We start from the raw sequence: 14739 nt of genomic DNA on the forward strand, positions 1-14739 counted from the left end.
GACGGCGCGGCGGGCGGATGAACGCGGCGGAAGGAATCGCATCGGGGTCACGGGGTCCAAAGGGGTGCATTCTAGCGATCCGGCGAACGGCGGCCCGCGCGACCGTTCGCGCGCGTCGCGCTATCCTGTCCCCATCCGCCCCGGTTACGCCGACGATGAGCCGAGTTCCCGCCACCACGATGCCCCCCGAACGCGAGGTCGTCGGGGCGATCGAGCGCGTGATCGCGCGCGTGCCCCCATCCCGCTCGCACGCGGTCGACCATCCCGACGGCGCGGCCGACAAGCTGGCGCGCGAGGCCGCGCAGCGCGCGGCGATGGTGTCCGGATCGCTCGCGCTGCCGCCCGGGCCGTTCGGCATGCTCACGGTGCTGCCCGACATCTACGTCATCTGGCGCATCCAGCGGCAGATGGTCGCCGACATCTTCGGGTTGTACGGACGCGAGGGCGAACTCACGCGCACCCACATGCTCTACTGCCTGTTCCGCCATGCCGCGAGCCAGGTGCTGCGCGACGTCGCGGTGCGCGCGGGCCAGCGCTTCGTGCTCCGCCAACTGGGCAGCGGCGCGATCCAGGGAGCGCTCGCGGGCGTGAGCGTCGCGGTGTCCAAACGCCTGGCCGGCACCGCCGCGACGCGCTGGGTGCCGATCGCCGGCGCGGCCGCGGTGGCGAGCTACGCGTACTGGGACACGATGCAGGTCGCGAAGACCGCGAAGAAGCTCCTCGCCGCCGCACCCGAGGGCGGGAGCGACGGACCGGGCTGACGCCATGTGCGGCCGCTACGAGTTGCACGCCTCGCCCGCCGCGATCGCGCTGGCGTTCGGCCTGCCCGCGCCGCCGGCGCTCGCGCCGCGCTACAACATCGCGCCGATGCAGGACGTGCCGATCGTGCGCGTCAACGCACAGGGCGCGCGCGAACTCGTCCAGGTCCGCTGGGGGCTCGTGCCGCGCTGGGCGAAGGACCCGTCGATCGGCGCGCGCATGATCAACGCGCGCGGCGAGACGCTGAAGGAGAAACCTGCGTTCCGCACGGCGTACCGGCGGCACCGCTGCCTGCTCCCCGCTTCGGGGTTCTACGAGTGGATGGCGCGCGAGGGCGGCAAGCAGCCGGTGCACATCGCCCTGCGCGACGGCGCGCCGTTCGCGCTGGCCGGGCTCGCCGAGCGCTGGCTCGGTCCGGACGGCGAACCGCTCGACACCTGCACGGTCGTGACCACCGACGCGAACGACCTGCTGCGCCCGGTGCACGAGCGCATGCCGGTCATCGTGCCGCCGGACGCCTACGCGCGCTGGCTCGATCCCGGCGTCGCCGATCCCTCGGACCTCGTCGCGCCCTACCCGTCCGACGCAATGCGCTGGACGCCCGTCTCCGCGAAGGTCGGCAGCATCCGCAACGACGATGCGTCGCTGATCGTGCCTCTGGCCGGCGTGGCGCCCGAGCCACCGCAGGAGACTCCGCCGCCCCCGGCGACGCCCAGGACGCCGAAGCAGTCGGCGCTCTTCTGATGCCCGGTTGGTGGGCGGAGATCTTGCTGCGTTCCTGAACTGACCGAGCCCGGTCCAACGGCGGTGGCAACTTCATGCCCGGGAATCTGCCGCGCGAGCCGCCGATCAACACACTCGTCGAGCAACAACCTCACGGCGTGACTTCGATCAGTCGATCCTTCGCCAGCTCCAGAAACGTGACGATCTGCTCCCGTGTCACGCTCGGGAAGCCTTCGAGAAAATCATCGATCGATTCACCGGCCGCGAGGTAGTCGAGCAGAGTCTGGACAGGCACGCGAGTACCGGCGAACACCGGCGTGCCGCCAAGGACATCGTGCGATCGGGAGATCGGCGAGCTCCTTCGGTCCGGCGTACCCCCGATGCGGTCGCGCCGCAATATCGAGGAACGCCCTTGTGCTGGCTCGTTGCCCTTGGAGAGCGCCAGCAAACTTCTGGATCTCCGGCCTTCCGACAGGCCCCGGATTTCGCGTCAGGCTGCCTGCAGCACGCGGCGTCGCAAAGACTGCGGCAGCTCGACGGTCAAGAAGAACTCCTCGGGATACGGGTAGTCCTCTCCCGACTCATCGACGACCCGAAGTTGGCCGTGTTTGGCTGCCTGCGCATCGGCAGTAGCTTCATGCCAATGCAACTCGGCCAGCACCGTGACACCGTCGATCAGACGCACGCGGGCAACGCCCTTGCGCTTGCGCCACCGGCCGCGGCCATGGAACTTTCGCAAGCGCGCCAATTCGCGGATGCCAGAGCCCGGGGCAATGGTTTCGACCGCGGAGAGCTCTCCGATGATCTCGAAGTACACGCCGTGATCGTGGCAAATGTCGGGGACGCGGTCAATGTCCGGCCGGCAAGAGGTCTAACGGTTAAGGCAACCGGCGCGCCGACGAGATGCTCGCCTAAGTTCAAGCCACGTGCCGGCGCGTCCGGTTGACCGTAGGGTTGGGGCGCTACCGGCGACGCTTCCAGTAATCCGGCCGCCGTCGCACGTGGGCGTTGGAGAGAATGACGACCGATTCTGGAGAGAACGCCGCGCGCTGGATCGTGCCGCCGAAGTGCTGGATCGGCGCATAGACCACGTTGATGCCGACCACGGCGTAGTCGCGGCCCGAGTCCGGCGTGATCGACGCGGCGAGCCGGCCGGTGCGCTGCAGGATCTTCGCGTTCGAACCCGACTGGCGGCGCTTGCGCAGGGTGGAGGGCGCGAGCGGCGTCCAGGCCGGGCGGCCCTCGACCCGGAAGTTCTCCTCGACCGAGTCGTGCATCAACGCCGGCGAGCTCGCGCATCACCGGCGTCAGGTCCTCGCCCAGCGCGACCAGCGCGGAAAGCGCGACGGTGACCTCGTCCTGGACGATCTCGATCTTCGCCTTCATCGGTGCTATCCTTGGCGCCTCCCCGCGGGCGACGCTAGAAATTCGGCACTGGCACGAATCAGCAGTCGGGGTTCGGATGGAGGGACGGCCGGCCTCCCGCCCGCACTTCCCGCTTCAGATCAGGCCGCGAATCAGCGTGAACAGGTTCGTGTCCCGCAATGAGCTCGCGGGCACGATCGACGCCGAGTCGATCGCATTGCGCACGCCTCCTCTCTTGCGCTGATCCGCGATCGCCACCACGATCCGGATCCGCTTCGACGGATCACCCGGGTAGTCATAGACGAAGACGAGCTTGCTGTTGCGCCCCCACAGCACCGCGCGCGCCTGGGCAAGCATGACGGGGAGGTCCGCCCATTGCCCGGCGGTTAGCGCGTCACCCGCGGCCGTGTGGCGCCCCGCCTTCGGCCCCACCAGCAGCCTGTCCTCGACCAAGATCGGCCAGTCGCTGGCGATCGTGCCGTTCTGCGCGGCGTAGCGGACGAGCGGCGCGTCGAGATAGCCGGCCACTTGCGACGATCCGCGCGCGACGCCCTGCGCGGTGACGTCGTCGACCCACGCCCCGAACGCCTTCGCGCGCGGATCCGCGGTGGCGATCGTGCGCAGCGCTTCGTCGCGAGCGGCGCCGAGCACCGCGAGACGATCCGGCATGACCATGTCCGGATAGGGCGCCGCGAGCGCCGGGTTGCGGCCGAACCCGGCGTCGGGGGAGAACTTGCTTCCTCCGCCGAGATCGACGACGAGTCGCTCGTCGATCTCGCTGTTCGTGCCCTCGACCTGGTGCGTCGACAGGCGGCCTGAGCTTCCCTCTGTTTTTCGTCCGCCAAGGGAACGGGGTCATGCTGCCACGGCTTGCTCGTGCTGACTGCTGATCCAACCGGCCAGGAACCGCGCCGGCGAAACATAGCCGAGCGTCGAGTGCTTGCGCCTGCGGTTGTAGAACACCTCGATGTAGTCGAACAGATCGGCGATCGCCGCCTCGCGCGTCGCGTACCGGGTGCCATGCACGCGCTCGTTCTTCAAGCTGTTGAAGAAGCTCTCGGTCGGCGCGTTGTCCCAGCAGTTCCCCTTGCGGCTCATCGAGCAGGTCATGCCGAACTCGACCAGCTTGTCCTGGAACACGCCGCTCGCGTATTGGCTGCCCCTATCGGAGTGATGCATCAATCCAGGCGCCGGCTTGCGGCGAAACCACGCCATCGTCAGTGCATCGACCACGATATCCGCCGTCATCCGCGGCTTGATCGACCAGCCGACCACCTCGCGGTTGAACAGATCGAGCACCACGGCCAGGTACAGCCAACCCTCATCGGTCCAGATGTACGTCAGATCGGCCGTCCACACCCGATTGGGCGACGCCGGCGCAAACTCCCGGGCCAGCAGGTTGTCCGCCACCGGCAGCGCGTGCCTGGAATCGGTCGTCGCCTTGAACCGGCGCTTGTGCCGCGCCCTCAGGTCATGCTCCCGCATCAGCCGCTCGACCCGCGCCTTGCTCACCTGGTAGCCGCGCTCCCGCAGCTCCCGATACATCCGCGGCGAGCCGTAGGCCGCCTTGTACTGCGCGTGCACGCTGCGCAGCAGCGCCAGCAGTTGCCCATCGGTCAGCCGTGTGCGATCCGGCCTGCCGCCACCCTTCCAGGCCCGATACCCGCTGATGCTCACCGTCAGCGTGGTGCACATCGTCGGCAGCGGAAAGTTCTTCCGTTGCGTGTCGATCCAGGCGTACTTCACAGTGCATCTTTCGCGAAGTACGCCGTCGCTTTTTTTAGGATTTCATTCTCCATCCGCAGCCGCGCGTTCTCGGCCCGCACCCGCGAGAGCTCCATCTGCTCCGGCGTAATCGCCTTGGCTCCCGGCGGATTGAGCTTCCCCGCCTTCGCCGCCTTCACCCAGTTTCGCAGCGTCTGCTCGACCAACCCCAGGTCGCGCGCCACGACCGCGACCCCCTGGCCGCTGCGAACCCGCTTGACCGCCAGTTCCTTGAACTCCGCCGTGAATTCCTGCTTCGGTACCTTGAACATTCCCAACCTCCATTTCGCCTATCCTATCCAAAGACCCTTGGAAGACGAAATTCGAGGGGAAGCTCAGCCCTCGCTCGACATCACCGCGATGCCGCGCTCCTTCATGTCGGCCTCGGACAGCGCCCGAATTCTGCATCGACAACCGAAACCGTTGGGCGGGAAAATCGACTGCCACACCGGGTCGTCCGCGCGGAACACCTTCCCGTTCATCGCGGCGTGCGTCGGCCGGGTGCGGTCATCCATCACCGCGACGTATTCCCAGTACGGCCGCTCGTTGATCATGGCCGCGAGCGCGCGGTAGCGCCCGGCCATGTACGCGCTCTGCAAGTTGGTGCGGTAGATCGTCGCGTGCCGGCGCGGCGAGGACAGGTTCACGACCTTCGTTTCGCCGGTGTCCAGGCGCACGACCTGCTGCGGGCCCCACCAGCCGAGCGCGGAAAGCCGCGACCTCAGTTGCCGCTTGAAGTCGTCGAACGTCGTCCCGTCGACGAGCGCACGATCGAGCTCGCCGCGGATGGTGGCGAGCACATCGGCACGCGCGACGCCGGCGAAGGTGCCGCCACGCGCGCCCAACCCTACATCGGCGCGCACAGCACGACCATGTCCGGGCCGCTGCCCTCGGGAACGAAACCCTGGGCGACCATCTGGTCGCGGAGGTTCTTGTCGGTCATGTAGCGGTGGTTGGTGTCGGCGCGGTGGTTCCAGACGCGGTAGACCGGCTTCGTGCCGGCGGCGCACACCCCCGAGACCGGATTGGGGAGCGCGAGATACATCACGGCGGTGGACTCGAGGATCGCGTTGGGAATGATCTGCTGCACGACCGCGCATTCGGACGGATTCGCCGAGTAGAAGTGCGAGTTCGCCGGCGCGGGCAGCCAGAAGCGGCAGATCGGCGAGAAGCCCGGCTGCGCCACCGCATACGCCTTGTAGCCCAGGCCGGTGCGCACCCAGCCGGGGAAGAGGCCGGTGTCGAGCGCGGCGATCTCGTCGGCGCCGATGGTCACGAAGTAGTGATCGGTGCCCGCGTGGTAGTACTCGATGACGTTGACCGGCTGCGCGCGCACCGGTTCGGGCGTCGGCAGCGGCACCAGGCCGGAGCCTTGCAGGGAGAGCGTCATCGCGCGGCCGTCTCCGGTCGACACCAGGAGTTCGGCGCTGCGCGGCCCGCTCGCGGCCGGACGGAATCCGATGTCCGTGGTGCACACGCCGTTCGGCGGCAGGTTCTGTCCGGGCTTGCACAGGCCCGAGCGCGTGAACTCGTTCGCCTGCAGACCCTGGAATTGCATGCCCGCGATCGTGACCGTCGTCTGGCCGGGATTGCTGATCGTCACGCGCTGCACCGCCGACGAGGTCGCGATCGGAACCGGGCCGAAATCGAGGCTGGCGGGGTTCGACGCGAACGGGCTCGACGCGCCGCCGGAGCCCGCGCCGAGGAGCCGGATCCGGTACGGTGTGGACTCGCCGACGTCGATCGTCAGGAACCCGCTCTGGTCGCCCGCCGAGCCGGGCGTGAACGTGACCTGCATCGTGCAGTTCACGCCCTGGCCGAGCGTCGCGCCCGCGCCGCAGCCCGACGCCTGCCACGACGACGGCGACGCGGTCACCGAAATGATCGAGACCGGCGCGTTGCCCAAGTTGCCGATCTGGAACGACTTCTGCGACGACGCACCGACGTTCTGGGTGCCGAAGTCGAGGAGCGGCGGCGCCGAGCAGAGCACGCCGGCGGACACGCCGGGCGGCGCACCGTAGAGGCAGCGGCAGGCGCGGATGTCGTCGGGTGTCAGGACGGACAGCGAGTTGTAGTCGGAGTACGGCGGCCCCGACATCAGCGTTCCGTTCAACTGCGAGTGGTTGACGCCGAGCAGATGCCCGAACTCGTGCAACAGGAGGCGCGACAGGAACGCGCCCGTGGTGACCTTGACCGGGTCGATCACGATGTCGGCGTCGATAATCGGCGCGAGACCGCCGCCCTCGGTCCAGCCGGAATGCGCGATCGTGTAGCCGGAGATGCCCGCCGGCGTCGCCTTCCATCCGAGGACGTTGACGAGATCGGGCTGCGCCCCGTTCTCGGCTTCGATCACCGTGTTCTCCGGCGCGACCCCCGTCGGCCCGCCGTAGACCGCTTCGATGTTGCACACCGATGCCCACGACGCCACTACCTGCTGCATCGCGCTGGTGACCGTCGAGGCGTTCGCGAACGCCGCGGGTGCCCCGGTGGCGTTGTAGTTCCAGGTGACGCTCGCCGGCCAGGCGGCGAGCGGGTCGAACAGGAAACGAAACTTCGTGCCGTCGCCGGAAGCGCCCGGAGTCGACGTCACCGCCATGTCGTGCTGGGCATGAGCGAGCGGGGGCGCGATGGCGGTGACGAGCGCGAACGCGCATGCGAGCGCATGGGCGCGGCGTCGTGCAGCCGTCGGTGACCGAAACTGCATCATCGTGTGTGCAAAGGCCGAGACCGGAACTCGCGCATGCGCCCGGCGGCGGAACCTGTCGTTGCGGCGCCGGCAGGCGGTCGAGCCATCGGCCGAAAATACCACGGCTCCCGGCCCGCGTTGCCGGGGTGCGCCCCCCGGGATCGCCGGATGCTTCCCGTCGGCGCGTCCGGTCGATGCGCGGGGTCGCCCGTGGCGTCGTGGGACGGCGACACCCCGGCGTTTCCCCACAGCGATGCGGCAGGTCGCGCCCGGCAGGAGTATGCTCGCGCCCGCCCGATGCCAGCGAGCGACCGATGACCGCCGACGCCTTCGACCCCGCCTACCCGCGCGATCTCGCAGGGTACGGGGAACACCCGCCGCACGCGCGCTGGCCGGGCGGCGCGCGCATCGCCGTCCAGTTCGTCCTCAACTACGAGGAAGGCGGCGAGAACGCCGTGCTGCACGGCGACGAGTCCTCGGAGACCTTCCTGTCCGAGATCGTCGGCGCGCAGGCGTTCCGAGCGCGGCACCTGTCGATGGAGTCGCTCTACGAGTACGGCTCGCGGGCCGGCGTCTGGCGGATCCTGCGGCTCTTCCGCGACCGCGGCATCCCGCTCACGGTCTTCGGCGTCGGCATGGCGATGCTCCGACATCCGCGCGTCGTCGACGCGTTCCTGCGCGACGGCCACGAGATCGCGAGCCACGGCTGGCGCTGGGTGAGCTACCAGTCGGTCGACGAAGCGGTCGAGCGCGAGCATCTCGAGCGCGCGGTCGGCGCGATCGTGCGCCTGACCGGACGGCCGCCCGAAGGCTGGTACACCGGCCGCGACAGCCCGAACACGCGCCGCCTCGTCGTCGAGCACGGCGGCTTCGTCTACGACGCCGACAGCTACGCCGACGACCTGCCCTACTGGACCGAGGTCGACTGCTCGCGCGGGCGCGTTCCGCACCTCGTCGTCCCCTACACGCTCGACAGCAACGACATGCGCTTCGCGACGCCGCAGGGCTTCAACAGCGGCGACCAGTTCTACGCCTACCTGCGCGATGCGTTCGACACGCTCTACGCCGAGGGCGATCCCGCCGGCCTCGATCGGCCGAAGATGCTGTCGGTGGGCCTGCACTGCCGGATCGCCGGCCGGCCCGCGCGGTTGGCCGCGCTCGCGCGCTTCGTCGACCATGCGCGCGCGCACGACGGCGTGTGGTTCGCGCGCCGCATCGACATCGCGCGCCACTGGATCGCGACCCACCCGTTCAATGGGGTCAGACTCGATTGAACGGCGGACGCGGTTCAATCGGGTTCAATCGAGTCTGACCCCATTGAGTCCGCTCATCCCGCGGCTTCGGCGACGGCCGTCGAAGTCGCGCGCACTCGCGCGAGCCCGCGCCGGCGCAGGAGCAGGTAAGCCGCGGGAATCACGAACATCGACAGCAGCGGCGCGGTGACCATGCCGCCCACCATCGGCGCGGCGATGCGGCGCATCACCTCGGCGCCGGTGCCGTCGGAGAGCATGATCGGCGCGAGACCAGCGAGAATGACGGCAACGGTCATCGCCTTCGGCCGCACGCGCAGCACGGCGCCCTCCTCGATCGCCGAACGCAGGTCCTCCTCGGCCGCTCCTTCGCCCGACGCGAGCCGCGCGTCCCAGGCGTGGCGCAGGTAGATCAGCATGACGACGCCGAACTCCGCCGCGACGCCGGCGAGCGCGATGAAGCCGACCGCGGTCGCGACCGAGGTCGCGTAGCCGAGCGCCCAGAGGAGCCAGGTGCCGCCGACCAGGGCGAAGGGAACCGCCAGCATGATGAGGAGCGCCTCGTCGATGCGGCGGAACGCGAGGAAGAGCAGCACGAAGATCACGACGAGCGTCAGCGGGACGATGAACGCGAGGCGCGCCTTCGCGCGCTCCAGGTACTCGAACTGCCCCGACCACGCGATCGACGTGCCCGGCGAGAGCTTCACCTCGCGCGCGACCGCGGACTTCAGGTCGTCGACGACCGACACGAGATCGCGGCCGCGCACGTCGACGTAGACGTACCCCGAGAGCCGCGCGTTCTCGCTGCGCAGCATCGGAGGACCGTCGACGATGCGCAGCGACGCGACCGCGGAGAGCGGGACCTGCGCGCCGCCCGGTGTCACGACCGGCAGCATCCGCAGCTTCTCGACCGAGTCGCGCAACTCGCGCGGGTAACGCACCGACACCGGGAAGCGCGCGCGTCCCTCGACCGTCTCGGCGACGTTCTCGCCGCCCACCGCCGCCGCGACGACGTCCTGGATCTCGGCGATCGACAGGCCGTAGCGCGCCGCCGCGCCGCGGTCCGGCGTCACGTCGATGTAGCGCCCGCCTTCGAGTCGCTCCGCGAGTGCGGAGGTCACGCCCGGGACCGCCTTCGCCGCGCGTTCGATCGCCTGCGCCGTCGCGTTCACGCTGGCGAGGTCGGGCCCCGCGACCTTGATGCCGATCGGGCTCTTGATGCCGGTCGCGAGCATGTCGATGCGGTTGCGGATCGGCGGCACCCAGATGTTGGAGAGGCCGGGAACGCGCACCGTGCGGTCGAGTTCGTCGACGAGCTTCTCCATCGTCATGCCCGCCCGCCATTGCTCACGCGGCTTGAACCGGATCGTCGTCTCGATCATCTCGAGCGGCGCGGGATCGGTCGCGGTCTCGGCGCGCCCGATCTTGCCGAACACGCTCGCGACCTCGGGCACCTGGCGGATCATCCGGTCGGTCTGCTGGAGGAGTTCCGAGGCCTTGCCGGCGGAGAGCCCGGGGAGCGCGGTCGGCATGTAGAGGAGGTCGCCCTCGTCGAGCGCGGGCAGGAATTCGCCGCCGAGCCGCGACACCGGATACGCGGTCGCCGCCAGCACGACCGCCGCCACCGCGAGCGTCGTCTTCGGCCAGGCGAGCACGCTGCGCAGCAGCGGCCGGTAGAGCGCGATGAGCGCGCGGTTGAGAGGATTGGCGCTCTCCGGCGGAATGCGCCCGCGGATCACGTAGCCCATCAGCACCGGCACGAGCGTGATCGCGAGCGCCGCGGAGGCCGCCATCGCGTAGGTCTTCGTGTAGGCGAGCGGCCTGAACAGTCGCCCTTCCTGGGCTTCCAGCGCGAACACCGGCACGAAGGAGAGCGTGATGATGAGGAGGCTCACGAAGAGCGCCGGCCCGACCTCGACCGACGCGTCGACGACGAGCCTCCAACGTTCGGCGGACGTGGGCTCCGGGAGCCAGCCGTCGCGGCCGCGCGCGGCATGCTCGTGCCGCCACGCCTCGAGCTTGCGGTGCGCGTTCTCGATCATCACGATCGCGGCGTCGACCATCGCGCCGATCGCGATCGCGATGCCGCCGAGCGACATGATGTCGGCGTTCACGCCCTGCGCGCGCATCACGACGAACGCCGCGAGCACGCCGAGCGGCAGCGACACCACGGCGACGAGCGAGGAGCGCAGGTGCACGAGGAACAGGAGGCAGACGAGCGCGACGACCACGAATTCCTCGACGAGCTTCGTGGCGAGGTAGGCGACCGCGCGCTCGATCAGCCCCGAGCGGTCGTAGGTCTCGACGATCTCGACGCCTGCGGGCAACCCGGGCTTCAGTGCGTCGAGCTTCGCCTTGACCGCCTCGATCGCGGCGTGGGCGTTGCGGCCGGAGCGCAGCACCACGATGCCGCCGACCACCTCGCCCTCGCCGTCGAGTTCCGCGATGCCGCGCCGCATCTCGGGGCCGAGCTGGATGCGCGCCACGTCGGAGAGCAGCACCGGCGTCCCCGAAGGCGTCGTCTTGACCGGGATGCGGCGGAAGTCGTCGGGCGTGCGCAGGTACCCGCGCACGCGCACCATGTACTCGGCCTCGGCGAGTTCGAGCACCGAGCCGCCGGTCTCGCGGTTCGCGCCGCGGATCGCCTCGACGACCTTCGCGACCGGCAGGTCGTACGCTGCGAGCCTGGCCGGGTCGAGCACCACCTGGTACTGCCTGACCATGCCGCCCACGGTCGCCACCTCGGCGACGTCGGGAACGCTCTTCAACTCGTAGCGCAGGAACCAGTCCTGCAGCGCGCGCAGCTCGGAGAGGTCGTGCTTGCCGGTCCGGTCGACGAGCGCGTACTCGTAGATCCAGCCGACGCCGGTCGCGTCCGGGCCGAGCGAGGTCTTCGCGCCCGGCGGCAGCCGCCCCTGCACCTGGTTCAGGTACTCGAGCACGCGCGAGCGCGCGAAGTACAGATCGGTGCCGTCCTCGAACAGCACGTACACGAACGAGTCGCCGAAGAACGAGTAGCCGCGCACCGCCTTCGCGCCGGGGACCGACATCATCGTCGTCGTCAGCGGATAGGTGACCTGGTCCTCGACGATCTGCGGCGCCTGCCCGGGCCAGGTCGTGCGGACGATGACCTGCGTGTCGGAGAGGTCCGGGATCGCGTCGAGCGGAATCGAGCGGATCGACGCGACGCCGAGCGCCGCGAGCACGACCGCCGCGATGAGCACGAGGAGCCGGTTCGCGACCGACCAGCGGATGATCGCGGCGATCATGGCGACTTCGCGGGCGCGATGCGCGTGAGCTCGAACTGGCCGGCCGGCGAGATCGTGAACTCGAAGTCGACGCGCGTGCCCACCTTGACGCCGGCCGGAACGCCCGACGCGCCGGCGCGAAAGCCCATCGTCATCGCGCCCATGCCCGCGCTCGGGATCGCGCCGTGCTCGATGAACACGTCGCGGCCGCTGATCGCCCGCACCGTCCCGGACGCGCGATGGCGGGCGGCGCCCGCGGAGGCCGGCGCGTCCATCTTGTGGCCGGCATGCGGGTCACCCGCCTGCGCGAGTTGCGCCGGCGGTTCCGCCGCCTCGGACGGCATGGACTCACCCGCGACGTTCATGCGCGCGAGCACGCCGCGCAGGCTCGCCTCCGAGTCGATCAGGAACTGGCCCGACGCGACGACGCGCGTGCCGGCCGCGAGGCCGCGCACGATCTCGGTCAGGTCGCCGGACTCGCGTCCGGCCTCGACCTCGACCGGCGCGAAGTGGCCCTCGCCCTCGTCGACGATGACCACGCTGCGCGTGCCGGTGCGAATCACCGCCTCGGAAGGCACGAGCACGCCCGCCGCCGACGTCGCGCCACGGAAGTCGACCGTCGCGTACATGCCGGGCTTCAACGCGCCGCCCGGATTGGGAAGTTCGATGCGCGCGCGCACCGTGCGCGTCGCGGCGTTGATCTCGGGCAATAGCGCCTGCACGCTGCCGCGCAGCACGCGGTCGGGGAACGCCGCCGCGCGCACCTCGACCTTCGCGCCCGGCGCCACGCGCGCCGCCTGCGCTTCGGGCACCTCCGCGATCACCCACACGGGCGACAGACCGGCGATGCGGACGAGGTTGGTTCCCGGCGCCACCGCCATGCCGTCGCGCGCGCCGATCTCCCAGACGATGCCGTCGACCGGCGAGGCCGCGCGCACGCGGCCCGACGACCGGCCCTCGCGCTCGACGCGCGCGATCTCGTCGTCGGGCATCCCGAGGAGCCGCAGGCGGTTCCGCGCGGCGTCGACGAGCGCCTCTGCACCCGGCTGGCGGCTCGCGCGAAGCGCGAGGAGCTCCTCCTGCGCCGCGACCCACTCGGGCACGAACAGGTCGGCGATCGGCTGGCCCTTGCGTACCGGATCGTAGGTCGCGCGCACATGGAGCTTCTCGACGAAGCCCTGCACGCGCGACTGCACGCCGGAGAGCGTGCGCTCGTCGATCGCGACCGCGCCGGTGGCGCGCACGCCGGTGTCGAGCGTGCCCTCGCGCGCCTCCACCGTGCGCACGCCGAGGTTCTGGACGAGGCGCGGACTCACCGACACTTCGCCCCGGTCAGCCGCGGCATCGGCGTAGACCGGCACGAGTTGCATGTCCATGAACGGGCTCTTGCCCGGCTGGTCGAATCTCTGCCCCGGCACCATCGGGTCGTGCCAGTAGAGGACGCGCCGGCCGCTCTCGTCGGTGAGCGCCGTCCCGCCGCCGGGGGCCGTCTGAGGGGGCGCCGCCGCGACGTCGGCGTGCGGCGCGCGCGATCCGAGCCAGTAGCCGGCGAGGCCGGTCGCAACGGCGATCGCGAGCGCGATCGCCACCGAGGTCGCGGACGCGCCGCGCTGATGGGTCGTCATGAGTTCTCTCCGGTCGAAAGCGTGGCGAGCCAGGCCCAGGCACGGGCCGCGAATTGTTCGAAGTTGAGCGCGGCGAGGCGCGCGTCGAGCACCGCGCGGCGCGCCTCCAGCACCGGCGCGAGCGCGCCCGCGCCGCCGCGGTAGGCGGCGAGCGCCGCTTCCACGCGACGTTCGGCGAGCGGCACGAGGTCGTCGCGCACGCGCAGCGCCTGCGCGCGCGTCGCCTCCCATTCGGCGAGCGTCTGGCGCACCTCGGTGTCGCGCGCGAGGCGCAGGTCCTCGCGCTGGGCGCGCGCCGCGTCGCGTTCGCGCAGCTTCGCCGCCTGCTCGCGGTCCTGCCGGGTGCCCGGCGACCACGGGAGATCGACGCGCACCATCAGCGAGATCATGTTGCCGTATTCCGGTTTGCGGATTCCGTAGGTGAGTTCCGCGCTCCAGTCGGGACTGCGCGCCGCACCCGCGAGGTCCGCTTCGGCCGCGAGCACCGCGATCTCGGCCTCGGCGAGCCGCAGTTCAGGCTGGCGCTCGACGTCGGTGAGGCGTCCGAGCGTGTCCGGCAGCGCAAGCACGTCGGGCGGCGCGGCGAGCGGCCGGTCCGCGTCCGCGCCGAGGTAGCGGGCGAGCGCGAGACGCGCGCGTTCGGAGGCGAGTGCCGAGTCGGTCGCCCGGTTCGCGAGTTCGACGATGAGCGCCTGCGCGGCCAGGACCTCGCCCTGCGCGGCCCGTCCTGCCCGGTAGGCCGCGGCGGTCGCGTCGGCTTCGAGCCGCGCCTCGTCGATCTGCGCGGCGATCGCCTGCGCCTGCCGGTCCGCGTACCACCGCGCGAGCCACGCCGTCGCGACCTCGCGCCGCACCGCCAGCGCCGCGACCCCCGCTGCGGCGTCGCCCCGCTGGGCATCGCGCGACGCGCGCTCGGCGCGAAGGCGGCGCTTGTCGCCGCCGGGAAACTCCTGCATCACGCCGATCCGGGTCATCGTCATCGGATCGCCGTCGAGGCGCCAGCGATCCGGCCCGTCGGTCGGCACGTTCTCGAAGCCCGCGATCAGCTTGGGGTCGGGGAGCGCTGCCGCGGGGCCGGACATCTCGCGCGCCGCGTCGGCGCGCGAGCGCTGCGCCATGACCTGCGGCGAGCGCTCGAGCGCGATCCGTTCGGCGGCGGCGAGCGTCAGCGGGACGACGGATTGCGCGAATGCTGCCGAGGCTGTCAGGCCGAGCGCCGGCATGAGCGTCCACGCGAGCCGTGAACGCGGGCGATGCGGGTGGGCGGGCGCTGGCCCGCCGTGGTCGATTCGTCGATGCATGGAGCCTCCGGACGTGGA

The 14739-nt window shown here is 70.6% G+C and carries 11 protein-coding genes and 2 pseudogenes; 3 read left to right on the plus strand and 10 right to left on the minus strand.

All coding sequences use genetic code 11. The annotated features are described in order from the left end of the window. The first annotated feature begins 179 nt into the window (after positions 1–179). Together HS109_06190 and HS109_06195 are read left to right on the plus strand one after the other, a co-directional pair. Positions 180–761 carry a hypothetical protein gene (locus HS109_06190; GenBank protein MBE7521960.1) on the plus strand — a complete coding sequence of 194 codons (582 nt, stop codon included), beginning with the start codon at positions 180–182 and terminating at the stop codon, positions 759–761. 4 nt (positions 762–765) lie between these two features. Next, positions 766–1503, plus strand: a complete 738-nt coding sequence (locus HS109_06195) for an SOS response-associated peptidase (GenBank protein ID MBE7521961.1) — start codon at positions 766–768, stop codon at positions 1501–1503. Positions 1504–1633: 130 nt separating this feature from the next. Here HS109_06195 and HS109_06200 read toward each other — a convergent pair whose 3' ends face one another. The 7 genes and pseudogenes from HS109_06200 to HS109_06230 form a co-directional block, all read right to left on the minus strand. Further along, the gene (locus HS109_06200) at positions 1634–1864 is read right to left on the minus strand and encodes a DUF433 domain-containing protein (GenBank protein ID MBE7521962.1); all 231 of its coding nucleotides are present in this window, start codon (positions 1862–1864) and stop codon (positions 1634–1636) included. A 249-nt stretch (positions 1865–2113) separates the two neighbouring features. Continuing rightward, positions 2114–2299: pseudogene (locus HS109_06205) on the minus strand (hypothetical protein). A gap of 145 nt (positions 2300–2444) precedes the next feature. Beyond that, positions 2445–2868: pseudogene (locus tag HS109_06210) on the minus strand (phage virion morphogenesis protein). 114 nt (positions 2869–2982) lie between these two features. Further along, positions 2983–3516 carry a hypothetical protein gene (locus HS109_06215; GenBank protein ID MBE7521963.1) on the minus strand — a complete coding sequence of 178 codons (534 nt, stop codon included), beginning with the start codon at positions 3514–3516 and terminating at the stop codon, positions 2983–2985. Between the two features lie 186 nt (positions 3517–3702). Continuing rightward, positions 3703–4883, minus strand: a protein-coding gene (locus HS109_06220; GenBank protein ID MBE7521964.1) for an IS3 family transposase whose coding sequence is annotated in 2 segments (ribosomal slippage) — positions 3703–4631 and positions 4631–4883 — 1182 coding nt in all. Because the reading frame shifts where the segments join, the coding sequence is not laid out codon by codon here. 63 nt (positions 4884–4946) lie between these two features. Next, a complete protein-coding gene (locus HS109_06225) occupies positions 4947–5456 on the minus strand; it encodes a minor capsid protein (protein MBE7521965.1) in 510 nt (169 codons plus the stop codon). Positions 5457–5458: 2 nt separating this feature from the next. Continuing rightward, positions 5459–7315, minus strand: a complete 1857-nt coding sequence (locus HS109_06230; protein ID MBE7521966.1) for a choice-of-anchor D domain-containing protein — start codon at positions 7313–7315, stop codon at positions 5459–5461. 296 nt (positions 7316–7611) lie between these two features. Between HS109_06230 and puuE the strand changes: the two genes are divergently transcribed. After that, entirely contained in the window at positions 7612–8571 is a 960-nt protein-coding gene (gene puuE / locus HS109_06235; protein MBE7521967.1) for an allantoinase PuuE, read from the plus strand. Positions 8572–8624: 53 nt separating this feature from the next. Here puuE and HS109_06240 read toward each other — a convergent pair whose 3' ends face one another. From HS109_06240 to HS109_06250, 3 genes are read right to left on the minus strand one after another with little or no spacing between them, the layout of a single operon-like run. Further along, positions 8625–11816 carry an efflux RND transporter permease subunit gene (locus tag HS109_06240; GenBank protein MBE7521968.1) on the minus strand — a complete coding sequence of 1064 codons (3192 nt, stop codon included), beginning with the start codon at positions 11814–11816 and terminating at the stop codon, positions 8625–8627. After that, complete coding sequence (locus HS109_06245; protein MBE7521969.1) at positions 11813–13420, minus strand: efflux RND transporter periplasmic adaptor subunit; 1608 nt, start codon at positions 13418–13420, stop codon at positions 11813–11815. The genes HS109_06240 and HS109_06245 overlap by 4 nt, the downstream gene beginning before the upstream one ends. Then, positions 13417–14721, minus strand: a complete 1305-nt coding sequence (locus tag HS109_06250) for a TolC family protein (GenBank protein ID MBE7521970.1) — start codon at positions 14719–14721, stop codon at positions 13417–13419. The genes HS109_06245 and HS109_06250 overlap by 4 nt, the downstream gene beginning before the upstream one ends. Positions 14722–14739 lie beyond the last annotated feature (18 nt).

The sequence above is a fragment of the Burkholderiales bacterium genome, from assembly GCA_015075645.1.
Taxonomy (GTDB): Bacteria; Pseudomonadota; Gammaproteobacteria; order Burkholderiales; family Casimicrobiaceae; genus VBCG01.